Annotated in this window: 23 protein-coding genes; 13 read left to right on the top strand and 10 right to left on the bottom strand. The window is 61.6% G+C overall.

Features of this window, described 5'->3' with window-relative positions; all coding sequences use genetic code 11:
- Positions 1-3: 3 nt before the first annotated feature.
- Entirely contained in the window at positions 4-810 is an 807-nt protein-coding gene (pcaD, locus tag HKK53_RS13700) for a 3-oxoadipate enol-lactonase (RefSeq protein ID WP_169371265.1), read from the top strand.
- A gap of 11 nt (positions 811-821) precedes the next feature.
- Positions 822-1,214, top strand: coding sequence for a 4-carboxymuconolactone decarboxylase (gene pcaC, locus HKK53_RS13695; RefSeq protein ID WP_169371264.1), 393 nt, complete (start codon positions 822-824; stop codon positions 1,212-1,214).
- Positions 1,215-1,292: 78 nt separating this feature from the next.
- On the opposite strand, the gene HKK53_RS13690 is transcribed toward pcaC, so the two are convergent.
- The 5 genes from HKK53_RS13690 to emhA form a co-directional block, all read right to left on the bottom strand.
- A complete protein-coding gene (locus tag HKK53_RS13690; RefSeq protein ID WP_169371263.1) occupies positions 1,293-2,108 on the bottom strand; it encodes a methyltransferase domain-containing protein in 816 nt (271 codons plus the stop codon).
- A 263-nt stretch (positions 2,109-2,371) separates the two neighbouring features.
- Positions 2,372-3,631 (bottom strand): OprD family porin, encoded by a 1,260-nt coding sequence (locus HKK53_RS13685; protein WP_169371262.1) that lies wholly within the window; start codon positions 3,629-3,631, stop codon positions 2,372-2,374.
- A 397-nt stretch (positions 3,632-4,028) separates the two neighbouring features.
- The gene (emhC, locus tag HKK53_RS13680; protein ID WP_169371261.1) at positions 4,029-5,489 is read right to left on the bottom strand and encodes an efflux RND transporter outer membrane subunit EmhC; all 1,461 of its coding nucleotides are present in this window, start codon (positions 5,487-5,489) and stop codon (positions 4,029-4,031) included.
- Positions 5,486-8,635 carry an efflux RND transporter permease subunit EmhB gene (gene emhB, locus HKK53_RS13675; RefSeq protein ID WP_169371260.1) on the bottom strand — a complete coding sequence of 1,050 codons (3,150 nt, stop codon included), beginning with the start codon at positions 8,633-8,635 and terminating at the stop codon, positions 5,486-5,488. The genes emhC and emhB overlap by 4 nt, the downstream gene beginning before the upstream one ends.
- A gap of 3 nt (positions 8,636-8,638) precedes the next feature.
- On the bottom strand, positions 8,639-9,796 hold the full coding sequence (gene emhA, locus HKK53_RS13670; protein WP_169371259.1) for an efflux RND transporter periplasmic adaptor subunit EmhA: 1,158 nt from the start codon (positions 9,794-9,796) through the stop codon (positions 8,639-8,641).
- 265 nt (positions 9,797-10,061) lie between these two features.
- Here emhA and emhR point away from each other — a divergent pair, with 265 nt between their 5' ends.
- A complete protein-coding gene (gene emhR, locus HKK53_RS13665) occupies positions 10,062-10,694 on the top strand; it encodes an efflux system transcriptional repressor EmhR (RefSeq protein WP_169371258.1) in 633 nt (210 codons plus the stop codon).
- Positions 10,695-10,984: 290 nt separating this feature from the next.
- On the opposite strand, the gene HKK53_RS13660 is transcribed toward emhR, so the two are convergent.
- From HKK53_RS13660 to HKK53_RS13650, 3 genes are read right to left on the bottom strand one after another with little or no spacing between them, the layout of a single operon-like run.
- Positions 10,985-12,034 carry an alkene reductase gene (locus HKK53_RS13660; protein WP_169371257.1) on the bottom strand — a complete coding sequence of 350 codons (1,050 nt, stop codon included), beginning with the start codon at positions 12,032-12,034 and terminating at the stop codon, positions 10,985-10,987.
- Between the two features lie 22 nt (positions 12,035-12,056).
- Positions 12,057-13,226, bottom strand: a complete 1,170-nt coding sequence (locus tag HKK53_RS13655; RefSeq protein ID WP_169371256.1) for an MFS transporter — start codon at positions 13,224-13,226, stop codon at positions 12,057-12,059.
- A gap of 3 nt (positions 13,227-13,229) precedes the next feature.
- Entirely contained in the window at positions 13,230-13,550 is a 321-nt protein-coding gene (locus tag HKK53_RS13650) for an ArsR/SmtB family transcription factor (protein WP_054046859.1), read from the bottom strand.
- A 170-nt stretch (positions 13,551-13,720) separates the two neighbouring features.
- On the opposite strand from HKK53_RS13650, the gene HKK53_RS13645 reads away from it, so the two are divergent.
- Positions 13,721-14,290 carry an acyl carrier protein phosphodiesterase gene (locus HKK53_RS13645; protein ID WP_169371255.1) on the top strand — a complete coding sequence of 190 codons (570 nt, stop codon included), beginning with the start codon at positions 13,721-13,723 and terminating at the stop codon, positions 14,288-14,290.
- A 109-nt stretch (positions 14,291-14,399) separates the two neighbouring features.
- On the opposite strand, the gene HKK53_RS13640 is transcribed toward HKK53_RS13645, so the two are convergent.
- Both HKK53_RS13640 and olsB read right to left on the bottom strand, forming a co-directional pair.
- The gene (locus tag HKK53_RS13640) at positions 14,400-15,194 is read right to left on the bottom strand and encodes a lysophospholipid acyltransferase family protein (protein WP_169371254.1); all 795 of its coding nucleotides are present in this window, start codon (positions 15,192-15,194) and stop codon (positions 14,400-14,402) included.
- The gene (gene olsB, locus HKK53_RS13635; RefSeq protein WP_054046852.1) at positions 15,194-15,949 is read right to left on the bottom strand and encodes an L-ornithine N(alpha)-acyltransferase; all 756 of its coding nucleotides are present in this window, start codon (positions 15,947-15,949) and stop codon (positions 15,194-15,196) included. The genes HKK53_RS13640 and olsB overlap by 1 nt, the downstream gene beginning before the upstream one ends.
- A gap of 154 nt (positions 15,950-16,103) precedes the next feature.
- On the opposite strand from olsB, the gene HKK53_RS13630 reads away from it, so the two are divergent.
- The 9 genes from HKK53_RS13630 to HKK53_RS13590 all read left to right on the top strand — a co-directional run bounded on the left by HKK53_RS13630 (position 16,104) and on the right by HKK53_RS13590 (position 25,713).
- On the top strand, positions 16,104-16,991 hold the full coding sequence (locus HKK53_RS13630; RefSeq protein WP_169371253.1) for an acyl-CoA dehydrogenase family protein: 888 nt from the start codon (positions 16,104-16,106) through the stop codon (positions 16,989-16,991).
- Positions 16,992-17,121: 130 nt separating this feature from the next.
- On the top strand, positions 17,122-18,216 hold the full coding sequence (locus HKK53_RS13625) for a serine hydrolase domain-containing protein (protein ID WP_169371252.1): 1,095 nt from the start codon (positions 17,122-17,124) through the stop codon (positions 18,214-18,216).
- A complete protein-coding gene (locus HKK53_RS13620; protein WP_169371251.1) occupies positions 18,213-18,536 on the top strand; it encodes an amidase in 324 nt (107 codons plus the stop codon). The genes HKK53_RS13625 and HKK53_RS13620 overlap by 4 nt, the downstream gene beginning before the upstream one ends.
- Before the next feature lie 301 nt (positions 18,537-18,837).
- Entirely contained in the window at positions 18,838-20,013 is a 1,176-nt protein-coding gene (locus tag HKK53_RS13615; RefSeq protein ID WP_169371250.1) for a M20 aminoacylase family protein, read from the top strand.
- Positions 20,014-20,094: 81 nt separating this feature from the next.
- Positions 20,095-21,405: a citrate-proton symporter gene (locus HKK53_RS13610; protein WP_169371249.1), complete on the top strand. Its 1,311-nt coding sequence runs from the start codon at positions 20,095-20,097 to the stop codon at positions 21,403-21,405.
- Positions 21,402-22,850, top strand: coding sequence for an amidase (locus HKK53_RS13605; RefSeq protein ID WP_442962284.1), 1,449 nt, complete (start codon positions 21,402-21,404; stop codon positions 22,848-22,850). Before HKK53_RS13610 ends, HKK53_RS13605 begins: the two co-directional genes overlap by 4 nt.
- 68 nt (positions 22,851-22,918) lie before the next feature.
- Positions 22,919-23,689: an IclR family transcriptional regulator gene (locus HKK53_RS13600; RefSeq protein WP_169371248.1), complete on the top strand. Its 771-nt coding sequence runs from the start codon at positions 22,919-22,921 to the stop codon at positions 23,687-23,689.
- A gap of 274 nt (positions 23,690-23,963) precedes the next feature.
- Complete coding sequence (locus HKK53_RS13595) at positions 23,964-24,554, top strand: YceI family protein (RefSeq protein ID WP_169371247.1); 591 nt, start codon at positions 23,964-23,966, stop codon at positions 24,552-24,554.
- Position 24,555: 1 nt separating this feature from the next.
- Positions 24,556-25,713 carry a phospholipase D-like domain-containing protein gene (locus tag HKK53_RS13590; protein WP_169371246.1) on the top strand — a complete coding sequence of 386 codons (1,158 nt, stop codon included), beginning with the start codon at positions 24,556-24,558 and terminating at the stop codon, positions 25,711-25,713.
- Position 25,714: the final 1 nt, after the last annotated feature.

Below are 25,714 nucleotides of genomic sequence, written 5' to 3'. Positions count from 1 at the left end.
GCCGTGGCATTCGTACAACTCGCCGAGGGCGAACTACACTATCAAATTCAAGGGCCGCAACTCGATGGCCCGGACGATGCGCCGGTGCTGGTGCTGTCCAACTCGTTGGGCACCGACCTGCACATGTGGGACGCGCAGATGGCGGCGTTCAGCGAGCATTTCCGGGTGCTGCGTTTTGATACCCGTGGTCATGGCCAGTCGCTGGTCACACCGGGGCCATACAGCATTGAACAATTGGGCCGCGACGTACTGGCGTTGCTGGATGCCTTGCACATCGAGCGCGCGCATTTCTGTGGCCTGTCCATGGGCGGCTTGATCGGCCAATGGCTGGGGATCAATGCTGGCGAGCGGCTGCACAAACTGATCGTGTGCAACACCGCGGCGAAGATCGGCGATCCGTCGGTGTGGAACCCGCGAATCGAAACCGTGCTGCGGGACGGTCCGGCGGCCATGGTCGCCTTGCGTGATGCGTCGATTGCACGCTGGTTTACTGCGGACTTTGCCGAAGCCCATCCAGCGGCGGCGAAGAAGATCACCGACATGCTCGCCGCCTCATCGCCTGAAGGTTACGCGGCCAATTGCGCGGCCGTGCGTGATGCCGATTTCCGTGAGCAATTGTCCTCGATCAAGGTGCCGCTGCTGGTGATCGCCGGCACCGAAGACGCCGTCACGCCGCCATCCGGCGGGCACTTTATCCAGCAACACGTGCCGGGCGCCGAGTACGCCGAGTTCTATGCCGCGCACCTGTCCAACGTTCAGGCCGGCGCCGCGTTCAGCGAGCGGGTGCTGGCGTTTTTGTCGAAGCCTTGAGGGGAATTGCTGTGGACGAGAAACAACGTTACGACGCGGGCCTGGAAGTTCGCCGCGCAGTCCTCGGCGACGCCCATGTCGACCGCAGCCTGAACGCGCTGACCGAGTTCAACTCGGAGTTCCAGGAAATGATCACCCGCCACGCCTGGGGCGACATCTGGACCCGCCCGGGCCTGCCGCGTCACACCCGCAGCCTGATCACCATCGCCATGCTGATCGGCATGAACCGCAACGAAGAACTCAAGTTGCACCTGCACGCCGCCGCCAATAACGGCGTGACCCGTGGCGAGATCAAGGAAGTGATCATGCAGAGCGCGATCTATTGCGGGATTCCAGCGGCGAATGCGACGTTCCATCTGGCGGAGTCGGTGTGGGATGAGTTGGGGGTTGAGTCGCGGGGCTAGCGTGAAAGTCTCAAAAAAGATCGCAACCTTCGGCAGCACGCGCGTAGGCGCTGCCGAAGGCTGCGATCCTTTGATTTTTTACACCGTCGCCACAATGAATATCCGCTTGAACGGAAACAACGTGCGCCCATCTGTTTCCGGCGGGTAATGCCTATGCACGCGCATCAGGTAGTGATAAATGAATCGCGCCTGTTCCTCAGGTTTCAATCCCTGCATCACCGGGCGCAACGCCGAGACCTTGACCCAGTCATAGATCGGCGACTTGCCGTCCACCACCTGCAGCTGCTCGGTTTCCCAGATATCCAGCGTTCGGGTGATTGGCGCGAGCAGCCGGTAATACTCTTCCAGCGATAACAGCGGTCGGGCGGCCATCCTTTGGTGCAAGGCTGGCGTTCCCAGCGGTGTGCCGCCAGGACCTGCATCCTTAAGGGTGTCGAGCATCAGGCGATACCACAACGCATCGCGCCAGTCAGGCATGTGCGCCGCGAGGCAACCGCCGGGGTTGAGTTGTTGCAGAAGGCGCGGCAGCAACTGCTCGTGGCCATCAATGAAATGCAATACAGCAGCGGCGAACAGCAGGTCGGCCGGTTGCTCGGGCTGCCAGTCCAGCACATCGCAGTGTTTCCACAAGGCCCTGATGGGCAGGCCGCGGGCTTCGGCGAGCATTTGTTCCGAGCTGTCCACGCCCATCAATCGGGCCCGGGGCCAGCGCTTGGCAAGAAGTTGAGTGGCGATGCCTGTGCCGCAGCCCAGATCATAGATGTGTCTGGGGTGTTCGAGGTCGACCCGGTCGAGCAATTCGTTGACCGGTCGTTGCCTGAGGCGGGAAAACTGCTGGTAGGCCTTGGCGTCCCAAGCAGTATTGCCGGGTACGGGGGTGAGACGGGTGATCATGAGGTGGTCCTCCGGTGATCAGCGGTGTCTTCCGATGACAGCCTGGCTCAAGTCCTGGGGACCAACATCAACAGATAACGGAAGCGGGAGGGTGGAAAAGTGCCTGAGTCCTGTCAGGTTTTTTCACTGTAATCGAAGGGCGGCGAAGTGCCACTTGGGCTGACGGGTGGCAGGGAGACCGCATTATCGTTTTTCGCGGGCAAGCCTCGCTCCTACGCGAACGGTGTAGGAGCGAGGCTTGCCCGCGAAGGCGTCATCGAGCCTTACAACAAACTGATCGGGTAGCTGACGATCAAGCGGTTCTCATCAAACTCGTTGTTGTTGAAGTCTCGGCGCATGGTCGAGTTGCGCCATTTGACGTTCAAATCCTTGAGCGTACCGCTTTGCACGGTGTAGCCGAGCTCGCTCTCGCGGCCCCATTCCTTACCGTTGGTGATGGTGCCGGTGTGCACGTTGTCGCCGCTGATGTAGCGGTTCATCAGGGTCAGGCCGGGGATGCCGAGGGCGACGAAGTTGTAGTCGTGGCGCAACTGCCAGGAGCGTTCCTGGGCGTTGTCGTAGCTGTTGTTGTAACTGTCGTTGGCCAACGTGCCGCCACTGGTGCCGTTGACGCGCATCCAGGCGCTGTCGCCGGTGAGTTTTTGCAGGCCGACGTAGAAGGTGTTGCCGCCGTACTTGGCCGAGAACATCCCTGACCAGGTCTTGTTGTCCAGCTCGCCGGCCCGGGCGCTGCCGTCGTCCTTACCGTAGAAGAAGCCGAGGTTGGCGCCCAGAGTCCAGTCGCCGATGGGCTGGGAGTGGATCAGATTGACGAACTGCTGGCTGTAGATGTCCTTGAGTTCGGCGTTCCACAGGCCGATCTGCGTGCGCTTGTCGTTGAAGGTGTATTCGCCGCCCTGGAAGTTGAAACGGTCCGAGGTGAACGCCGCTTTGCCGACCATCGACAGGTCGCTCATGCTGCTGTCGTCCCGCGGGCTGTTGGCGCGGAACTGGCCGCCGTAGAGCGTCAGGCCGTCGATTTCCTTCGAGGTGATCTGTCCGCCACGGAAGGTTTGCGGCAAGGAGCGGCCGTCATCCGAACGCAGGATCGGCAGCACCGGCATCCATTCGCCGACCTTCACTTCGGTCTGGGACAGCCTGGCCTTGAACGCCACGTTAGTGCGGCCAAAGTTGTCCGCCGGACGCCCGTCGTGGTCCAGCGGTAGCAACTGCGTCCCGCCCGTACCTTTACCGCCGTCGAGCTTCACCGAGTACAACCCCAGCACGTCCATGCCGAACCCGACCGTGCCTTGGGTAAACCCGGACTTGGCGTCGAGGATGAAGCTTTGCGTCCACTCCTCAGCCTTGCCCTGGGCCTTGGTCGGGTTGGTGAAGTTGCGGTTGATGTAGAAATTGCGCAGGTTCAGGTTGACCTTGGCCCCCTCGGCAAACCCCGACTCTTCGGCTGCGGCGGGTAGGGCGCTGCCCGCCAGTGCGGCGGCGATGAGGCTGGGAAACAGGTACTGCGCGGTGGAAGGCTTCATGGGCTCGGGTCTCTCTAATTGTTAGGGGTGAAACGGGGCGCTGCCGCAACCTGGGGGTGCAGACACAAGATTCGAAATCGGGGTTGAATCGGGAGAAAAATCAGCCGGACAGAGCAGGGCGTGGGGGCATGGTGTAGAACCTGTTGTTATTGGTTTTGTGGAGCGAATGGTGCGGGGGATTAGCGGAGGGATTCAATCGTGGAAAGCGGGTTTTGGGCGATTATCGAACGGCAAAGATCAGAAGACAAAATCAAAAGACGAAGATCAAAAGATCGCAGCCTTCGGCAGCTCCTACGAGCCTGTGGGCGCTGCCGAAGGCTGCGATCTTTTGATTTTGCTTTCCAGAAGCCAACAAAAAGCCCACCAATCGGTGGGCTTCTTGTGTTTCAAGGCGCTATCAGAACAACTTCAACTTCGGCGCTTCTTCTTTCAACGGTTCGTTCTTCGCCGTCTGTTCATTCCAGCCACCGCCCAGCGCCTTGTACAGATTGACGGCGCTGTTCAACTGCGCCAAACGGTCGGTGATCAGCGTCTGTTGGGCGCTGAACAGCTGGCGTTGGGCGTCGAGGAAGGTCAGGTTGCTGTCGACACCAATGCGGTAGCGACGCTCGGCCAGACGGTAGTAGTCCTGGTTGGCGGCGACGAAATCGCGCTGGGCTTGCAACTGCTCGGTGTAGGTCTGGCGGGCGGCCAGGCCGTCGGCGACTTCCTGGAAGGCCGTTTGAATGGACTTCTCGTAGTTCGCCACGCCGATGTCTTTCTGGATTTTCGAGTAATCCAGGCTGGCGCGCAGGCTGCCGGCGTTGAAGATCGGCAGGTTGATCTGCGGCGAGAACAGCCAGGTCCCCGAACCACCCTTGAACAGACCGGACAGGTCCGGGCTCAGGGTGCCGGCATTGGCGGTCAGGCTGATGCTTGGGAAGAACGCCGCTCGTGCCGCGCCGATGTTGGCGTTGGCGGCCTTCAGGTTGTATTCGGCCTGAAGGATGTCCGGGCGACGTTGCAGCAAGTCCGACGGCAGGCCCGGCGGTACATCGCTCAGCAGGTCGTCAGACAGTGGCTTGGCGGCTTGCAGGTTGGCCGGGACACCGGTGCCGAGCAGCAGCACCAGACTGTTTTCGTCCTGGGCAACTTGACGGGTGTACTTGGCCAGTTGCGCCCGGGCGTTTTCCACCGAGGTGCGCGACTGGGCCAGGTCCAGGGCCGAGGCGACACCGACTTCGTTGCTGCGCGAGGTGAGCTTGTAGCTCTCCTCGAAGGCGCCGAGGGTGTCCTGGGTCAGTTTCAGCAGTTCCTTGTCGGCCTGCCAGGTCAGGTAGGCGTTGGCCACGCTGGCCACCAGGCTGATCTGCGTGCTGCGCCGTGCTTCTTCGGTGGCGAAGTACTTTTGCAGGGCTTCTTCGCTCAGGCTGCGCACTCGACCGAACAGGTCGAGTTCATAAGCGCTGATGCCGACCGTGGCCGAGTAGGAGCTGGAGATGGCCGATTCGCCGGTCTGCGAGGCCCGAGCCGGAACACGCTGGCGGCTACCGGTGCCATTGGCCGAAATGGCCGGGTACAGATCGGCACGCTGGATGCGGTACTGCGCCGCGAAGGCGTCGATGTTCAGCGCCGCGACACGCAGGTCGCGGTTGTTTTCCAGGGCGACCTGGATCATCTGTTGCAGCGCCGGGTCATGGAAAAACTGCTTCCAGCCCTGCTCGGCGGCAGCCTGGCTCGGCGCCTGGGCCGGCGAATACGCCGGCCCCTGCGGGAATTGACCTGCCACCGGTGCTGCCGGCTGCTGATAGTCAGGAATCAGCGAGCAGCCACCGAGCACGAAGGCGGCAACAGCTAGGGAGAGTAGCGACTTGCTCATTGGCCAGCCTCTTTAGGATTTTCAATAGCGTCATCCTGATCAGCTTTTTTGCGCTGGCCGATGGACGACACGGTGACGAAGAACAGTGGGACCCAGAAGATCGCCAGGACCGTGGCGGTGATCATACCGCCAATTACCCCGGTACCGATCGCGTGCTGACTGCCCGAACCGGCGCCGGTGGAGATGGCCAGCGGAACCACACCGAGGACGAAGGCCAGCGACGTCATGATGATCGGTCGCAGACGCATGCGGCAGGCCTCGATGGCCGCGTCGCGCAGGCTGCGTCCTTGCTCGTGCAAGTCCTTGGCGAACTCGACGATCAGAATGGCGTTTTTCGATGCCAGACCGATGGTTGTCAACAGGCCCACCTGGAAGTACACGTCGTTGGACAGCCCTCGCAGGCTGGTGGCCATCAACGCACCGATGATCCCCAGCGGCACCACGAGCATGACCGCGATCGGAATCGACCAGCTTTCATACAAGGCCGCCAGACACAGGAACACCATCAGCAGCGACAGGGCGTAAAGCGCTGGTGCCTGGGAGCCGGACAAGCGTTCTTCGTACGACAGGCCGGTCCAGGAAATACCGACACCTGCCGGAAGTTTCTTGGCAAGTGCTTCGACTTCGGCCATCGCTTCACCGGTGGAGTAGCCCGGCGCCGGAGCCCCGAGGATTTCCATCGCTTCCACGCCGTTGTAACGAGCCAGTTTCGGCGAACCGTACACCCACTCGCCCTTGGCGAAGGCGGAGAACGGCACCATGGTGCCCGCGCTGTTGCGCACATACCACTTCTTCAAGTCTTCCGGGCTCATGCGCGAGCCTGGCTGGCCTTGGACGTAAACCTTCTTCACCCGACCACGGTCGATAAAGTCGTTCACGTAGCTACTACCGAAGGAGATCGACAGCGTGCTGTTGATGTCGGCAAGGGTCAGGCCCAGGGCGCTGGCTTTCTCGTCGTCGATTTCCAGCTGGTATTGCGGCTCGTCGTTCAGGCCGTTCGGACGCACCTGGTACAGCACCTTGCTCTGTGCCGCCATGCCGAGGAACTGGTTACGCGCAGCCATCAGCTTGTCGTGACCGATACCGGCACGGTCTTGCAGGAACACGTCGAAACCGGTGGCGTTACCCAATTCCAGTACCGCCGGCGGTGCGAAGGCAAACACCATGGCATCGCGGAAGCTGAAGAAGTGCTGCTGGGCACGGCCTGCCAGGGCAAACACGCTGTTGTCGGCGTTACGCTCGCCCCACGGCTTGAGCATGATGAACGCCAGGCCGGAGCTCTGGCCACGACCGGCGAAGTTGAAGCCGTTCACGGTGAACACCGAGGCCACCGCGCTGGATTCTTTATCCAGCAGGTAGGAGCGCATCTCGTCGATCACCACTTGCGTGCGCTCGGCACTGGAACCGGCCGGGGTTTGCACCTGGGCGAACAGTACGCCCTGGTCTTCTTCCGGCAGGAACGCAGTCGGAATGCGGGTGAACAGCCAGATCATGCCGACGATGATCAACAGGTAAGCCAGCAGATACGGGATCTTGTGCTTGAGCATGTTGCCGACACCGCGCTCGTAGCTTCTGAGGCCACGGTCGAAGTTGCGGTTGAACCAGCCGAAGAAGCCGCGTTTAGGTGTGCCGTGCTCGCCTTTCGGAATCGCCTTGAGCATGGTGGCGCACAGCGCCGGGGTGAAGATCAGGGCAACCAATACCGACAGGGCCATGGCCGAGACGATGGTGATCGAGAACTGCTTGTAGATCACACCGGTGGAACCGCTGAAGAACGCCATCGGCAGCAGTACCGCCGACAGTACCAGCGCGATACCGACCAGCGCGCCCTGGATCTGCCCCATGGATTTCTTGGTGGCCTCCTTGGGCGACAGGCCTTCCTCGCTCATCACCCGCTCGACGTTTTCCACCACGACGATGGCATCGTCCACCAGCAAGCCGATGGCCAACACCATACCGAACATGGTCAGGGTGTTGATGCTGAAACCGAACGCGGCGAGGATCCCGAACGTACCGAGCAATACCACGGGCACGGTCATCGTGGTGATGATGGTGGCGCGGAAGTTTTGCAGGAACAGGAACATCACCAGGAACACCAGCACGATCGCTTCGACCAGGGTTTCAACCACACCCTTGATCGACTCGGTCACCACCGGAGTAGTGTCGTACGGGAACACCACTTCCATCCCTTGCGGGAAGAAGGGCTTGAGGTCATCGATGGTTTTACGCAGGGCCTTGGCGGTATCGAGGGCGTTGGCGCCGTTGGCCAGTTTCACCGCCAGACCGGAAGCCGGCTTGCCGTTGAACTGCGCCGCGATGCTGGAGTTTTCACCCCCCAGGCCGACATCGGCGACATCACCGATACGCACTTGCGAACCATCCTTGTTGACCTTCAGCAGGATCGCCTTGAACTGCTCGGCGGTCTGCAGGCGGGTCTTGCCGATGATCGTGGCGTTCAATTGCTGGCCAGGCAACGCAGGCAAGCCGCCCAGTTGACCGGAGGAGATTTGAACGTTCTGTGCCGAGATCGCGGCACTGACATCGGCCGGGGTCAGGTTGTAGTTGTTCAACTTGGCCGGGTCGATCCAGATCCGCATCGCGTACTGGGCACCGAAGACCTGGAAGTCACCGACACCGGCGGTCCGGGAGATCGGATCCTGCATGTTCGACACGATGTAGTTGGACAAGTCGTCCTTGGACATGCTGCCGTCTTGCGACACCACACCGATCACCAGCAGGAAGTTTTTCACTGCCTTGGTCACGCGGATCCCCTGTTGCTGCACTTCTTGCGGCAGCAGCGGGGTGGCCAGGTTCAGTTTGTTCTGGACCTGGACCTGCGCGGTATCGGAGTTGGTGCCCTGCTCGAAGGTTGCGGTAATGGTCATGCTGCCGTCGGAGTTACTTTCCGACGACACATAACGCAGGTTATCGATACCGTTGAGCTGTTGCTCGATGACCTGCACCACGGTGTCCTGCACGGTTTGTGCGGATGCGCCTGGGTAGGTCACCTGGATCGCAATGGCCGGAGGCGCAATGCTCGGGTATTGGTTGATCGGCAGTTTGAGGATCGATAGAGCCCCGACCAGCATGATCACCAGGGCAATTACCCAGGCGAAAATCGGACGGTCGATAAAAAATTTCGACATGGTTTACTCCCCTTTGCCGCTGTAAGCCTTGTCAGCTGTCTGAGCGGGGGCCGGGTTCTTTGCGCCAACGTTGGTGGCTTCGGTGGGCTTGACTTCGATGCCAGGCTTGACGAATTGCAGCCCTTCGGTGATCAGGCGATCGCCTGCCTTGAGACCGTCTTCGATCAACCATTGGCTACCGACGGTACGGCTGGCCTTGAGCTGACGCAGCTCGACCTTGTTGTCCGGGCCAACGACCAGTGCAGTCGGGGTGCCTTTGAGGTCGCGGGTCACGCCTTGTTGCGGCGCCAGGATCGCCGCGCTGTTCACACCGGATTGCAACTGGGCGTGAACGAACATGCCCGGCAGCAGGGTGTGATCAGGGTTAGGGAACACGGCGCGCAAGGTGACGGAACCGGTGGTCTGGTCAACCGAGACTTCGGAGAACTCCAGTTTGCCGTCCTGCTTGTACTGGCTGCCGTCTTCCAGGGTCAGCTTGACCGCGGCCGAGTTATCGCCGGCCTTTTGCAGGCGACCGCTTTCCAGCTCACGGCGCAGCTCAAGCAGCTCGACCGAAGACTGGGTGACGTCGACGTAGATCGGGTCCAGTTGCTGGATGACCGCCATCGCGTCGGTCTGGCCGCTGGTGACCAGCGCGCCTTCAGTCACCGAAGAGCGGCCGATACGACCGGTGATCGGTGCGTAGACCTTGGTGTAGCGCACGTTGATCTGGGCCGATTGCAGGGTCGCTTCCGACTGCAAGCGATTGGCCAGGGCCGTGTCGTATTCCTGGCGGCTGACCGCTTGCTCCTTGACCAGTTGCTGGTAACGATCGGAGATCGACTTGGTCTGTTGCAGGTTGGCCTGGGCGCTTTTCAGAGTGGCGTCATAGACCGACGGATCGATCTGATAGAGCTGCTGGCCAGCCTTGACGTCGCCGCCTTCCTTGAACAGGCGCTTGAGAATGATGCCGTTGACCTGTGGGCGAACTTCGGCGATGCGGTACGCACTGGTACGGCCCGGCAGTTCGGATGTCAGGGTAAAGGCTTGGGGTTGCAGGGTGACGACGCCGACCTGAGGGGCGGGAGCGGCAGGAGGTGCCTCTTCCTTTTTACATCCGCTGAGCAGCGATGCCAGGGCGACGGCAGTGACCAGGGCGGTAACAGCTGGCTTGAATTGCATGAAAATCCTCGGGTCAGGCGCGCAAAATGCGCACTAGAAAGGTGGAAGGGTAAAAAAGGTGCGCTGAGTGGATAAGTAGCTTGCTAAGGAATATACTTACGTTCATGGTTGTTTGTAAATACCTTGGCTGCGTACCCACTTCGTTACAAAAGCCGTTCAAGGGTTTGAATTGTAGGCCGGGGACGACGCCCAAGAGCGTTCGCCCCACTTTTATTCAGCGGCTGTTCAGACATCGCTGAAGCATCCTGATTGAGGTTGTACTGCCATGGTCCGTCGTACCAAAGAGGAAGCTCAAGAAACCCGTAGCCAGATTCTCGAAGCGGCAGAGAAAGCCTTTTATGAGAGGGGCGTGGCGCGCACGACACTGGCGGACATCGCCACCCTGGCCGGCGTGACTCGCGGGGCCATCTACTGGCATTTCAGCAACAAGGCGGATCTGGTGCAGGCCATGCTCGATACCTTGCATGAGCCGCTGGATGAAATGGCCAAGGCCAGCGAGAGCGAGCACGAACTCGATCCGCTGGGCTGCATGCGCAAGCTGCTGACTCATTTGTTTCAGCAAGTTGCCCTGGACCCGAAAACCCGACGCATCAACGAGATTCTGTTTCATAAGTGCGAATTCACCGATGAAATGTGTGATCTGCGCCAGCAGCGCCGTGCGGTCAGCCTTGACTGCAACGTGCGAATCGCCCTGGCCTTGAGTAATGCGGTGAATCGCGGACAGTTGCCGGAAGATCTCGACACGGCCCGCGCGGCGATCAGCCTGCATGCCTACATCGATGGCATCCTGTACCAATGGCTGCTGGCCCCCGACAGCTTTGAGCTGCACACCGAAGCCGAGCGCTGGGTCGATACCGGGTTGGACATGCTGCGCCTGAGCCCTAGCCTGCGCAAATGAAACAAAATGCGTAATTGGGGCCGTGCGTGTCAACACGCCAGGGGCAGAAGACTCTGTTTTCTTCACCTCCAGGCATGGTGTGCTTTTATATACGGACTAGTAGCAGGTTGATAGGTAGCGAGCTACGTATTTTGTAGGGAAATTGTTTCGTGCGTGTGAATGACTGTAAATAAGCCCGGATAAGCCCCCCAAGCCTGCAATCTTTGAATACTTTATGCAAAAAGCCCCGGCTCTTTCGAGTCGGGGCTTTGGCGTTTGCGCAGGAGCAACGTTTGCTCCTGGAAGCATCCTTACAGCGTTGGGTAGTCGATATAACCAACCGGACCCTTGGCATAGAACAACTCAGGTCGCGCTTCATTAAGCGGCGCATCCGCCTTCAACCGCGCCGGCAGATCCGGGTTGGCAATGAATGGCACGCCGAACGCGACCGCGTCGGCTTTACCGGTTGCCAGCCATTCGTTGGCGCTGTCCTTGGTAAAGCGTTCGTTGGCGATGTACGGGCCACCAAAGGCTTCTTTCAACTGTGGACCGAGGCTGTCGCCGGCTTCTTTCTCGCGGGAGCAAATGAACGCGATGCCACGTTTGCCCAGTTCACGAGCGACGTAAGTGAAGGTCTCGGACAAGTTGTCGTCGCCCATGTCATGGGAGTCGGCGCGGGGTGCCAGGTGCACACCAACACGGCCCGCGCCCCAGACTTCGATCGCGGCGTCGGTCACTTCCAGCAACAGGCGTGCACGGTTTTCCAGGGAGCCGCCGTAGTTGTCGGTGCGCTGGTTGGTGCTGCTTTGCAGGAACTGGTCGAGCAGGTAACCGTTGGCGCCGTGGATTTCCACGCCGTCGAAACCGGCCGCCTTGGCGTTTTCGGCACCGACGCGGTAAGCGTCAACGACGTCAGCGATTTCAGCGATTTCCAGCGCACGCGGCGTTGGGTAGTCGGCCAATGGGCGAACCAGGCTGACGTGACCTTTAGGCTGGATGGCGCTCGGTGCGACCGGTGCTTCACCGTTCAGGTACGACGGGTGGGAAACCCGGCCGACGTGCCACAGTTGCAGGACAATCTTGCCGCCGGCAGCGTGGACCGCCTTGGTCACGTTGGCCCAGCCACGCACTTGGTCGTTGGACCAGATGCCCGGGGTGTCCGGGTAGCCGACGCCCATCGGCGTGACCGAGGTGGCCTCGCTGAGGATCAGGCCGGCGGAGGCGCGTTGCACGTAGTACTCGGCCATCAGCGCGTTCGGCACACGGCCTTCGTCGGCGCGGCAGCGAGTCAGTGGCGCCATGATGATGCGGTTGGCCAACTCGAGGTCGCCCAGTTTGATTGGATCGAAAATAGTCGTCATTGAAATAGCTCTCTTTTGAAGATCAATTAGTAGTGGCAGGGGCCAGTTCGGGATCGCCGCTCTGACGGAAAGTAATCAGGGTCACCAGCAGGGCGAGCACTGCCAGTGCCGCCGCAGCGAGGGGCACGCTGGTCAGGCCGAAGCCGTGGGCGATAACGCTGCCGCCGACCCAGGCACCGAGTGCGTTGCCGACGTTGAAGGCGCCGATGTTCAGGGTCGAGACCAGGTTCGGTGCAGCCTTGCCGAAGGTCACCACGTTGATTTGCAGCGCAGGGACGGCGGCAAACGAAGCGGTGGCCCAGAGAAACAGGGTGATTTCAGTCGGGATCAGCGCGACGCTGGTCCAGGTCAGAACGGTGGACACCACGGCCATCGAGATGAAGACGCCGATCAGCGTGGCGGACAGGCGTTTGTCCGCCAGTTTGCCGCCGATGATGTTGCCGACCGTCAGGCCCAGGCCAATCAGCAGCAGGGTCCAGGTCACGCCTTTGGGCGAGACGCCGGTGACATCGCCGAGCAGCGGGGCGACGTAGGTGAAGAGGGTGAACATCGACGCGGCAAACAATGCAGTCATGGTCAGCGACAGCCAGATCCCGGCGCCTTTGAGGGCCCGCAGTTCGGCACGCATGTCGAGTTTCTCTTCATCGCGCTTGGCTGGAAGGAAGCGGATCAGACCGATCAGCGCAATGACACCGATCACAGTCACCGCCCAGAACGTCGAGCGCCAGCCGGCTTCCTGACCGAGCGCGGTGCCCAGCGGTACGCCGAGGACGTTGGCCAGGGTCAGGCCGGTAAACATCAGGGCCACGGCCGAAGCGCGTTTGTTGGCGGGCACCAGGCCGGCCGCCACCACTGAACCGATACCGAAGAACGCGCCGTGGCACAGGGCGGTGACCACGCGGGCAAACATCAGCACGTTGTAGTCACTGGCCATGGCGCAGAGCAGGTTGCCGACGATAAAAATCCCCATCAACGCTACCAGGGCGGCCTTGCGCGGCAATCGGGCGGTGGCCAGTGCCATGAACGGCGCACCGATGGCCACGCCCAGGGCGTAACCGGTCACCAGCCAACCGGCGCCGGGTATCGACACACCAAGATCCGCCGCCACATCGGGCAGCAAGCCCATGATGACGAACTCGGTGGTGCCGATGGCGAAGGCGCTCAGGGCCAGAATGAGTAGCGAGAGGGGCATGGATTAATTCCTGGTCGGAGCACTGAGCTCTTTGACGATGGCGTCGAGGGCCGCTTGAATCACGTCCTCGTTGCGTTTGAAGAAGTGCCATTGACCGGCTTTCTGGCTGCTGATCAGACCCGCACGTTGCAACGTTGCCAAATGCGCGGACACGGTCGACTGCGACAGGCCGCAGCGTTGATCGATCTGCCCGGCGCAAATGCCGTACTCGTGGTTGTGGATCTGTTCCGGAAACTGGACCTTGGGGTCTTTCAGCCAGATGAGAATGTCTCGGCGTACTGGGTGTGCCAGCGCTTTTATTATTTCGTCGAGGTCAAGGGTCATGGTGTGGGCTCGTAATGAGTAAAACGCTATATCGCGATGAGGCGAACTTTAAATCGTTGAATCGCGATATACCAATATGATTTCGATCTGATGACCGAGTAAATCGGTATATCGGGTTATAACGATACGTTGGGTGTAACGATATGAATGCGCAGTGCTAAGCTGCGCCCATGAATTATCTCGCACATCTGCACCTCGGTGGCCAGCGCCCCGGACAATGGCTCGGCAGCCTGTATGGCGATTTCGTCAAAGGGCGGCTGCAAGGGCAGTACGACCCGGAAATCGAAGCCGCCATCCAGCTGCATCGCAGCATCGACGTCTTTACCGACCGCCATCCGTTGGTGGACATCGCGTTGTCGCGGTTTTCCGTCACGCGTCGGCGTTATGCCGGGATCGTCCTCGACGTGTTTTTCGATCACTGCCTGGCGCGGGACTGGACGCTCTATTCCGATCAGCCGCTGACCCAATTCACTTCTGACGTTTACCGGGTGTTGTCCCGCGAGCCGCAGTTGCCGGAACGCCTGGCGCAAATTGCGCCGCACATGGTGGCCAATGACTGGTTGGGCTCTTACGAGGATTTCGAGGTGCTGGCACAGGTGCTGCGGGGGATTTCCCGACGCTTGACCAAGCCTGAGGAACTGGCCGGGGCGATGCAGGAATTGCGGGGGTTGTATGAGCCGTTGAGTGATGACTTTCGGTTGTTTTATCCACAGCTTCAGGATTTCGCCAATAACCGCTGACACCCATTACCTGTAGGAGCGAGGCTTGCCCGCGAAGGGGACGCCGCGGTGCAACTGATCCACCGCGTCATCGTTCTTCGCGGGCAAGCCTCGCTCCTACAAAAAAGCATTACGCGGCGATGAGTTCGCCGGCACGCCGCGGTTCGGCAGGTTTCGCCACTTCACCAAACAACGCCCGCTGCACCGCCTGCTGCGCTTCGAACGCCAGCGCCGCGCGCTCGCGACCTTCGCAAGCAATCGGCTTGAGCAGGTGAATCTCCACCTCGCCCCGATCATTGGCAAACAAGCGCATCAAGTGCGAGAGCAAATCATCATCGCCAATAAACGGCGCCAGCGAATCGATTTCGCCGTCACGCAGATAACGGATCGCCACCGGTTGCATCGCGACTTCGGCATCAATCGCCGCTGACAGCAGACGACCGTGGAAAGTACGCAACGAACGGCCGTCGGTGGTGGTGCCTTCCGGGAACATCAGCAGTGGATGCTGTTGTTCCAGATGACGCGTCATCTGCTTGCGGATCAACTGGCTGTCGCCCGAACCGCGACGGATAAACAAACTGCCAGCCTTCGCCGCCAACCAGCCAGCCACCGGCCAGGTGCGCACTTCGGCCTTGGACAGGAACGACAGCGGCGTGATCATCCCCAGCAACGGAATGTCGGTCCAGGACACGTGGTTGCTGACCCACAGCATCGGCACTTTCGGCAGCTCGCCATGCACGGTCACGCGAAAGGGCAGGGCGTTGCTCAACCGCGCCATGAAGAACCGCGACCAGCGCTGACGCCGGACCATCGAATGAGCAATTCCTGCGCGCTCGAACAATCCGAACACGCTGGCCATGGTCAGGCCCAGCGCCACCACGAACAGCACTCGCGCAATTCGCGCGTACACCCGCAGGCGGCTCATTACATGGCCGCCTTGAAGTGCTTGGCGTAGCGCGGGCAGAGTTCGTCGCGCTTGAGCAGGATGAACACGTCGGCAACCTGGAAGTCTTCGTCCCAGCACGGCTCGCCGCAGATCTTCGCGCCCAGGCGCATATAGGCCTTGAGCAGTGGCGGCATTTCCGCGATCACGTTCGAGGGAATATCCAGCGTCGGCAGCGGCTTTTTCGGCTCGGCGCGCAGGTGTTCGGTGCACAGGTAGCGTTCGCGCAGGCGCTGCATGATGGCGTGGGCCTGAATGCCGCCGTCCTGCATCGGGATGCTCGCGCAACCCATCAAATAGCTGTAGCCGCCCTGGTTGAGGACTTCGGCCAGTTCGCCCCAAAGCACGGCGATGGTGCCGCCGTTGCGGTAAGCCGGATCGACGCAGGTGCGACCGATTTCGAGGATCGGGCCTTTAAGAGAAACCAAGCCGTGGAGGCTGAATTCTTCTTCGCTGTAGAACTTGCCCAGGCTGCTGGCGGCGGTGTGGTCGAGTAAACGGGTGGTGGCCACCAAACGGCCGGTGTTCAAGTCACGCACGCCGATGTGGGCGCAGTGAACATCATAGTCATCCATGTCCAGACCGCGTTCCGCGCCTTTCAGTTTGGCGTTGAATTCGCCGCTGAAAACGTTGAAGCGCAAGGCCTGGGCTTCCTGCAGGGCCTCGCTGCCGATCAGGCGTTCGGCTTGCAGGCGGCGTTCATTGCCGGTGTCGCTGATGCGGGCGATCTGAGTCATTGCGAATCTCCGTACGGGCCGTTCACCCGTCGTGGGTTGCAGCCGATCGACTTTCTTTATGCAGCCGTGTTGTGCAAAGTCAGGCTATGTAGCCCCGGTGTCATCGCCGTTAAGCTTTGGTGATGCTTATATGACAGCCCACAAGGAGACTCCTATGCCCTGGCAAACCCTGCTCAATCGCCGCGAACGCCTGCCGGCCAATGCCGACCTGGCCGAAGGCTTTGCGACGTTGTTGCATCAGTTGGGCACGGTCACGCCGTTCGAACTGGCGGTGGCCGGCGCACGCCTGATGGCGACGCCGGGGCTGGCGTTTCTGGTGGGTTATCAGGCGGCATTGCGTGTGCTGTGGCCGAGTGCGCCGCAGAGCCTCGGCGCCCTGTGCGCGACCGAACAGCGCAGCCTGCGCCCAGCCGACATGCAGACCCGCCTCAAGGATTTGCGCCTGAACGGGCGCAAGGATTTCGTCACCGCCGGCGACGCCGCCGACTGGCTACTGATCGCCGCGCGCAGCGAAGAGCCCGGCGAAGTCCCGCGCCTGAATCTGGCAGTGGTCTATCCCGGCGAGCCAGGCGTGCGCCTGGAAAAACTCCCGACCATCGCCTTGATGCCGGACATCAGTCACGGCCGGGTGTTTCTCGACAACGCTTTCTGCGAATTGCTGGCCGGGGATGGCTGGGACGCTTACGTCAAACCGTTCCGAACGTTGGAAGACATCTATGTGCTGAGCGCCATGAGCGCCTGGTTGTACGGCGTCGGGCAGGACAGCGACTGGCCGCAAACCCTGCAACTGCGCTTGCTCGCGCTATTGGCCGGGTGTGCGGAGGTCAGTCGGCAGGCACCGAGTAATCCGGCCGGGCATGTGTTGCTCGGTGGGTTGTTTGCGCAGTTTGATGGGCTCAAGGCCGAGGTGAATCAGGCGCTGGCTGAAGGGCCACCGTTGTGGGCGGCGATGTGGCAGCGCGATCAAGCGGTGATGGAATTGGCGGCGGGCGCGCGGGGGAAGCGGTTGGCCAAGGCGTTGGCGGGATCTTTGTCCGACTGACGGGCCTCTTCGCGGGCAAGCCTCGCTCCTACAGGAGGAATGGGGGCAAATTATTAATGACCGACGCACATTCCAAAACTGTCATCAACCTCAACTAGGCTCAGCAGGTCCATCCTCCCGAGCCCCCACCATGTTCAAAGGCGTGTCCCTCCTTTTCATGCTGCTGCTGAGCCTGACGGCCCACGCCGAATACTGGCCTGCCGAACAATGGTCGCCCGGCCCAACCATCACCGGCCCGGCCCTCGAAGCCCTGGAAACCTACGCCTTCCCACTCCGCGATGACTCCACCCGAACCGGCATCCGCACCGACGCCTTGCTGGTGATCCGCGACGGTCAACTGATCTACGAACGCTACGCCGGACCGACCACCGCCGACACCCCGCACCTGACCTGGTCGATCAGCAAAAGCCTGATGGCCACGGTCCTCGGCGTGGCCTATGGCGAAGGCTTGTTCAGGTTGCAGGACCCGGTGGTGAAGTTCTACCCGACTCTGGAAAACCACCCGGCGATTACCCTGGCCGACCTGCTGCATTGGGCCTCCGGTCTGGACTGGCAGGAAGACTACGAATACGCGCCGCTGAAGTCCTCGGTAGTGGCCATGCTCTACACCCGTGGTCACGCGAACATGGCCGCGTTCACCGCCGCCCATGACGAATACGCAGCCCCCGGCCAGGCCTTCCGTTATTCCAGCGGCGACAGCAACCTGCTGTCGGCGGCGCTGAAAACCATCGTCGGCCCGAACCGCTATCCGGACTATCCATGGACTGCATTGTTCGAGCCTTTGGGGATTCGCCATGCCGTGTGGGAAACCGACGCCACCGGGACGTTTGTCGCCTCATCCTATGCCTACCTCACCGCCCGGGACCTGGCGCGGGTCGGGCTGTTGATGGCGCGAGACGGTCGCTGGGGCGATCGGCAATTACTGCCCAAGGACTGGGTCGCCTTCAACCGCGAACCCTTCGCCGGTTATCGCGCCCATCAGGACGAGGCCGTCCCTGGCGGCCAGTGGTGGCTCAATCGCGCGGTGGACGGCGCCGCGCCACCGTGGCCCGCAGCGCCGGCCGATACCTTCGCCGCGCTGGGCCACTGGGGTCAGGCGCTGTACGTAATCCCCAGCGAAAACCTGGTGATCGTGCGTTATGCCGATGATCGCGACGGGACGTATCAGCACAACGAACTGCTCAAGCTCGCGCTCAAGGCGTTTGCCAGGAAGGTGCAGCCATGAGCCGTTTTGTTCGTCGTCGTCCATTCGCCAGCGTTCTGCTGTTAGTGCTGATTTTGCTGCTCGGCTGGATCTGGCAGGAGCGGGTGGCGCTGTGGGCATTCCCCGACATCATCAGCGCCTACACCGCCAAGGAATATTGTTCGTGCCGCTATGTGATGAACAATGACGCCGGGTATTGCCGTGGCTATGTGAAGCAGTGGCTGCCCTTCAGCGGATTTGACGATGACGCCGCGAGCAAGCGCGTAACGGTCAGCGGCCTGGGGCGGAGCAACACGGCCTTCTGGGTCGGTGAACGGCAAGGTTGCCGCTTGTCGCCCTGATAGATCGCAACCTGCACGGATCCCTGTAGCAGCTGGCGAAGCCTGCGTTCGACGGCGAAGCCGTCGCCAATCCCGACACCTCGGTCTGTCCGGTTTTACGACGGCTGCGCCGCCGAACGCAGGCTTCGCCAGCTGCTACAAAGGTGTCTGCGTCCCTCAGGTTCCATGCAGTGGAACCACATTCGATTGTCCTTGCGCCGTACTCGCGGTTATCTGGCGGTGAGCGCGACCTGCCTTGATGTGTCGCGAAATCACAGCGAACAAAAAGAACGGGAATACACCCGGCCTGAGGATAATCGTCATGACCCGACATCAGCACATTCTCGCCTGGATCAGTGATGTGGCCAGCGACCTGCACGCCACGCGCCAGGACATCCACGCCCACCCGGAACTGGGCTTCGAGGAAAACCGCACCTCGGCACTGGTGGCCCGATCCCTCGAAGAATGGGGTTACGAGGTGCACACCGGCATCGGCAAGACCGGCGTGGTCGGCGTCCTGCGTAACGGCAGCAGTTCGCGCAAACTGGGTCTGCGGGCGGACATGGACGCGTTGCCGATCATCGAGAATACCGGCGCGCCCTACAGCAGTCGGCATCAAGGCTGCATGCATGCGTGCGGTCATGACGGGCACACCACGATGTTGTTGGGGGCTGCGCGTTATCTGGCGGCGACGCGTCAGTTCGACGGCACCCTGACCCTGATTTTCCAGCCTGCCGAAGAGGGGCAGGGCGGCGCCGAAGCGATGCTCGCCGATGGCCTGCTGGAGCGTTTTCCCTGCGATGCGCTGTTCGGCATGCACAACATGCCGGGTCTGCCGGCCGGTCACTTGGGCTTTCGCGAAGGGCCGATGATGGCCTCGCAGGATTTGCTGACAGTGACCATTGAGGGCGTTGGTGGACACGGCTCGATGCCGCATCTGGCGGTGGATCCGCTGGTGGCGGCGGCCAGTGTGGTCATGGCCCTGCAAACCGTGGTCGCGCGCAACATCGATGCACAGCAGGCGGCGGTGGTGACGGTCGGAGCCTTTCAGGCCGGGGAGGCGGCCAACGTCATCCCGCAACAGGCCATTCTGCGCCTGAGCCTGCGGGCGCTGAACGCAGAGGTTCGTCAACTCACCCTCGAACGGGTGCGCGCCATCATCGAATCCCAGGCCCGCAGCTTTGCGTGCAGCGCCCGTATCGAGCATCGACCGGCCTATCCGGTGCTGGTCAACCACGCCGCTGAAAACGAATTCGCCCGGCGAGTCGGCGTTGAGCTGCTCGGTGCGGACGCCGTGGATGGCAACACGCCCAAACTCATGGGCAGCGAAGACTTCGCCTGGATGCTGCAACGCTGCCCCGGCGCCTACCTGTTTATCGGCAATGGCGTCTCGCGGCCGATGGTCCACAACCCTGGCTACGACTTCAACGACGACATCCTGCTGACCGGCGCGGCGTATTGGGGCGCGCTGGCCGAGAGCTGGCTCAAGCCCGCCTGACGATTGCACTTTCAACTGCCGCTGGATCGGGCGCGCCTCGTTGCGCCCGCGATCAACCCACAGGTTTTTGGAGAGTTCCCCATGCAAACTTCGAGCATAGGTGCTTCGCGCACCCGGCAGGTGGTCGCCGCCGTTATCGGCAACGCCCTGGAATGGTATGACTTCATCGTTTACGGCTTTCTGGCGAGCATCATCGCCCGGCAGTTTTTCCCGTCGCAGGATGAATACGCGTCGTTGCTGATGGCACTGGCGACCTTTGGCGTCGGGTTTTTCATGCGCCCGGTGGGCGGCATTTTGTTGGGCATGTATGCCGATCGCAAAGGGCGCAAAGCGGCGATGCAGATGATCATCCGCCTGATGACAGTGTCTATCGCGCTGATCGCCTTCGCGCCGAACTATGCCGCCATCGGCATGGGCGCGCCGCTGTTGATCGTGGTTGCGCGGATGCTGCAAGGTTTCGCCACGGGTGGCGAATACGCCAGTGCCACCGCGTTCCTCGTGGAAAGTGCGCCGGCGCATCAAAAGGGTTTGTACGGTTCCTGGCAATTGGTGGGGCAATGCCTGGCGGTGTTTTCCGGGGCGGCGATGGTGGCGTTGTTCACCCATCTGCTGTCCCCCGAGGCGCTGGACAGTTGGGGTTGGCGGATTCCGTTCATGATCGGTTTGCTGATCGGTCCGGTGGGCTTGTGGATTCGCAAGCACATGGAAGAACCGGAAGAGTTTCTCGAGGCACGCAAGCAGGCCAAAGGGGCGAGCCCGAGCTTGCTGCAAGTGATCCGCGAACATCGGCGCAGCATTCTGGTGTCGATGGGCCTGGCGTGCGGCGCGACCGTGTCGTTTTACGTGGTGCTGGTGAACATGCCGACCTTCGCCCACAAGAACCTCGGCCTGCCGCTGGATCAGGTGCTGCTGGTGCAGATGCTCGCGGTGGCGGTGATGACCGTGATCATTCCGTTGTCCGGCGCGCTGTCGGATCGCCTCGGCCGCCGCCCGGTGTTGATGGCGTTCACGTTGGCGTTTTTCCTGATGGTGTATCCGCTGTACGTGTGGGTCGCGGCGGCGCCCTCGGTGGAGCGTCTGCTGGTGATGCAACTGTTGTTGTGCAGCGCTATCGGCGGGTTCTTCGGCCCGGCCCCGACGGCACTGGCCGAACAATTCCCGATCAGCGTGCGCTCTACCGGGGTGTCGGTGGCCTACAACGTTGCGGTCATGCTCTTCGGCGGTTTCGCGCCGCTGATTGTCACCTGGCTCAGCAAGGTGCTGGCCACCCCCGTGGCGCCGGCCTTCTACGTGCTGTTCGCTTGCGTGCTGACGCTGTTGGGCACTTACTGTATGCACGAAGCGCCAAGGGTAAAGACATCCAACGCTCTCAATCTTGAGGTGAAGCCTTGAGCATTAATCCGATTGTTGAAATGGACGCCGATGCCCTGTCAGGGGCGATTCATGCCCGGCAGGTCTCTTGCCGGGAAGTGATGCTGGCCTACCTGGCGCACATCGAGCGTTTCAATCCGTCGGTCAACGCGCTGGTGTCCCTGCGCCCGAGCGATGAGTTACTCGCCGAGGCCGACGCCTGCGACCAGCAGTTGGACGCAGGTCAGTCCCGTGGCTGGATGCATGGCATGCCGCAAGCCATCAAAGACCTCGCGGCCACCGCCGGTTTGCGCACGACCATGGGCTCGCCGCTGTTCGGCGAGCAAGTCCCGCAACATGACGCCATCAGCGTGGCGCGGGTTCGCGAAAGTGGGGCCATCATCATCGGCAAGACCAACGTCCCGGAGTTCGGCCTCGGCTCGCAGACCTACAACAGCGTGTTCGGCACCACCACCAACGCCTATGACCCGACGTTGATCGCCGGCGGCAGCAGCGGCGGGGCGGCAGTGGCGCTGGCGTTGCGCATGCTGCCGGTGGCCGACGGCAGCGACATGATGGGTTCGCTGCGCAACCCGGCGGCGTTCAACAACGTGTTCGGCTTTCGTCCGTCCCAGGGCCGCGTGCCCCACGGCCCCGGACTGGAAGTGTTCGTCCAGCAACTGGCGACGGAAGGGCCGATGGGCCGCAGCGTCACGGATGTCGCGCGGTTGCTGAGTATTCAGGCCGGTTACGACGCGCGCGTGCCGTTGTCGCTCACGCAGGACCCGCAGATCTTTACCGAATCCCTCACGCGGGATTTCAGCGGTGTGAGGATCGGCTGGCTGGGTGACTACAACGGCTATCTGCCCATGGACGACGGCGTGTTGAGCCTGTGCGAAATGGCGCTGGAAGATTTCACCGCACTGGGTTGCAAGGTCGAAGCCTGTCAGCCGGATTTCTCCATGGAACGCTTGTGGCAAACCTGGCTGGTGCACCGGCACTGGTTGGTGCAGGGCAGCCTCGGTGCGTTGTATGCCGATCCGCAACAGCGCGACCTGCTCAAACCCGAGGCGCAATGGGAAATCGAGGGTGGCTTGCGGCTGACGGCGGCGGATGTCTACCAGGCATCGGTCAGTCGTAGCGAGTGGTATCGAGCCTTGAGTGAGTTGTTCGAACGTTACGACTTTCTGCTGTTGCCCACCGCGCAAGTGTTCCCTTTTGACGCACAGACGCCGTGGCCGCGCCTCGTCGGCGGGCAGACCATGGACACTTATCACCGCTGGATGGAGGTGGTGATCGGGCCGACGCTGGCCGGTTTGCCGAGCATGAATGTGCCGGTGGGTTTCAACGCGAGCGGCTTGCCGATGGGCTTGCAGATTATCGGCCCGGCGCAGGCGGATCGAGCCGTGCTGCAACTGGCTTTCGCTCATGAGCAGCTGACGCAATGGGTCAAGCGCCGACCACCGGCATGCCTGCAAGCGATCTGAGCCTATCGGGCGGGCCCGCATCTTGCTGCATAAAGCGATCATCCATCCGTACTCAGGAGGTCGAATCCATGGACAGCAAGACCGAATCCGGCAGCGTACGCTCGGTCGAACGGGCCTTGGCGATCATCGATTTGCTGGGCGAGCATCAGGCGCTGGGTCTGGAGGAACTGCACTACCTGACGACCCTGCCCAAGGCCACGGTGTCGCGCATGTTGCTGACCTTGCTGGAGCAGGGCTGGATTTATCGCGGCTTGAGCGACCGGCGTTATCGGTTGTGCGCCAAGCGCTTGTTCGGCGACAGCGAGCAGCGGTTCAAACGGCGCCTGGTGGAAAGCGCGGCGCCGCTGTTGCTGGAATTGAGCGAGCGCACCGGGTTGGTGGCGGACCTGTCGAGCTTCGACGGCGAGCGCGTCGAAGTGATGGAAAGCGCGATCCCCACGGTGCTGCGCAAGCGCTATCCGAAGAACTGCTACATCGTCGGCCAGCATGCCAGCCTGTTTCATTCGGCCATGGGCCGGGCGTGCCTGGGTGAGCTGCAAACCCATGAAGTAGAACGACTCGCCGGCCGTGAGCGGCTCAACGATGACGCGCCGTATCACGTCAGTGAGCAGGCGTTGCATCAGGGTTTCGGCCAACGCACCGAAGGCTACTGGGAATACCCGGTGCGCCTGCCGTTTCTGATTCGCGCGGTGGCGTTGCCGATTCACGCCAATGGTCGATTGGTCGGCAGCATGGCGCTGCACTGGCCGATGGATCAGGCGCCGGTGGAGAGGGTGTTGAGCCTGCACCTGAACAGCTTGGCCACCACCATTGGCGATGTGCAGCAGGCGTTGGCCTAAAGCGTAAAAGATCGCAGCCTGCGGCAGCGCCTATTGGTGAACGCATTCTCTTCTGCCCCCAACTCAAGACGCGAACGCCCTGTAGCAGCTGGCGAAGCCTGCGTCCGGCTGCGCAGCAGTCGTAAAATCAGGCACCACGTTTTTTCAGGAAGACCGAGGTGGCTGGATTCGCGACTGCTGCGCAGCCGGACGCAGGCTTCGCCAGCTGCTACGAGTTTGCAAACGGCTCACGGGCGGTTAAGGTTCGTGCACGTTTATTTGCCCACGAGTCTCTATGCTCAACCGCGTCCTCTGCAAAACCCTCGCCTTTCTGCTGCTGACGGGGGCGACGCTGTCGGCCCATGCCGATTGGTACCTCGATGGCGAGTCCTCGCGGCTGTCGTTCATCAGCACCAAAAACGCCAATATTTCCGAAGTGCAGCGCTTTCTGGTGCTGCACGGCAAGGTCGATCCCAAGGGCCTGGCGCAAGTGGAAGTCGAGATGGATTCGGTCAACAGCGGCATCCCGCTGCGGGACGAGCGCATGCGCAAGGACCTGTTCGAGATCCAGACCTTCCCCGACGCCGTGATCAGCGCGCAGATTGACTTGCGGCCGATCAACGATCTGGCCCCCGGCGCCCAGCTGGAATTGCGTTTGCCAGTGACCGTCAACCTCCACGGCAAGCAACATGAATACAACACCGAATTGTTGGCGACCAGGCTCGATGATCGGCGCTTTCAAGTGGTGACGTTGGAGCCATTGGTGATCAACGCTGAAGATTTCGACCTGGCCCCAGGGCTGGACGGTTTGCGCAAGGTCGCCGGTTTGTCGGCTATCAGTCTGTCGGTGCCGGTGAGTGCGGTGCTGATTTTCACGGCGCGCTGACATGGCCGGTGCCGTATTTCCGTGGCGTGAAGGCAATCACTTTGAATTGCTGATCGATGGTCCGCAGTTCTTTCCGCGCATGCTGGTGGCGATTGCCCGCGCCGAAGAGCAGGTCGAACTGGAACTGTATCTGGTGGAGGCGGGCGCCTGCGCCGAGGCCATGGTCCAGGCGTTGGTCCAGGCCGCCGAACGCGGGGTGCGGGTGCGCTGCCTGTTCGATGACTATGGCAGCCTGGCGTTTACCCTGAACCTGCGCCAACGCTTGATGGCGGCGGGGGTGGAACTGCGTTTCTACAATCGCCTGAGCTGGCGGCGTTGGGTCGGCAATTTCTATCGCGATCACCGCAAGTTGTTGCTGGTCGATCAAAGCCTGGCGGTGGTCGGCGGTACAGGCGTGACTGACGAATTCTGGACGCCGGGCGAAGACACCAGTGAATGGCACGAAGTGATGGTGGAAATGACCGGCCCGCTGGTACTCGACTGGCAATTGCTGTTCGACCGCCAATGGATCGCCAACCGCCATCGCCGCGCCTGGAAACCCGCTTCGCACTTTGGCTTGCCTCGTTTGCCGCGCGTACCGTCGATGGGCGAGGGCATGGGCCGGGTTGCCTATGCCGACGCCCGCCAGCACCGCGATATCCTGCAGTCGTTGTTCCGCGCCTTGAACAGTGGCCAACAGCGCATCTGGCTGGCCACGCCGTATTTCCTGCCGACGTGGAAAGTCCGCCGCTCGCTGCGCAAGGCCGCCGTGCGCGGTATCGACGTGCGCCTGCTGCTGACCGGCCCGCGCACCGATCATCCGTCGGTGCGCTACGCCGGGCATCGCTACTACCCGCGCCTGCTCAAGGCCGGAGTGAAAATCTTCGAATACCAGCCGTGCTTCCTGCACCTGAAAATGGTGCTGGTGGATGACTGGGTGAGTATTGGTTCGTGCAATTTCGACCACTGGAATCTGCGCTTCAACCTGGAGGCCAACCTTGAAGCACTGGATCCCGGACTGACGGCGGCGGTGGCGGCGAGTTTCGAGAAGGACTTTGCACAGAGCTCGGAAGTCAGCCTGGAGGAATGGCAACGCCGGCCGCTGTGGCGGCGGGTCAAGCAGAGGGTGTGGGGCTGGGTGGATCGGGTGGTGGTGAATCTGCTGGATCGGCGGGGGTAGT

The organism is Pseudomonas sp. ADAK7 (genome assembly GCF_012935675.1).
Lineage (GTDB): Bacteria > Pseudomonadota > Gammaproteobacteria > Pseudomonadales > Pseudomonadaceae > Aquipseudomonas.
This window is presented reverse-complemented; position numbering and strand designations above follow the sequence as displayed.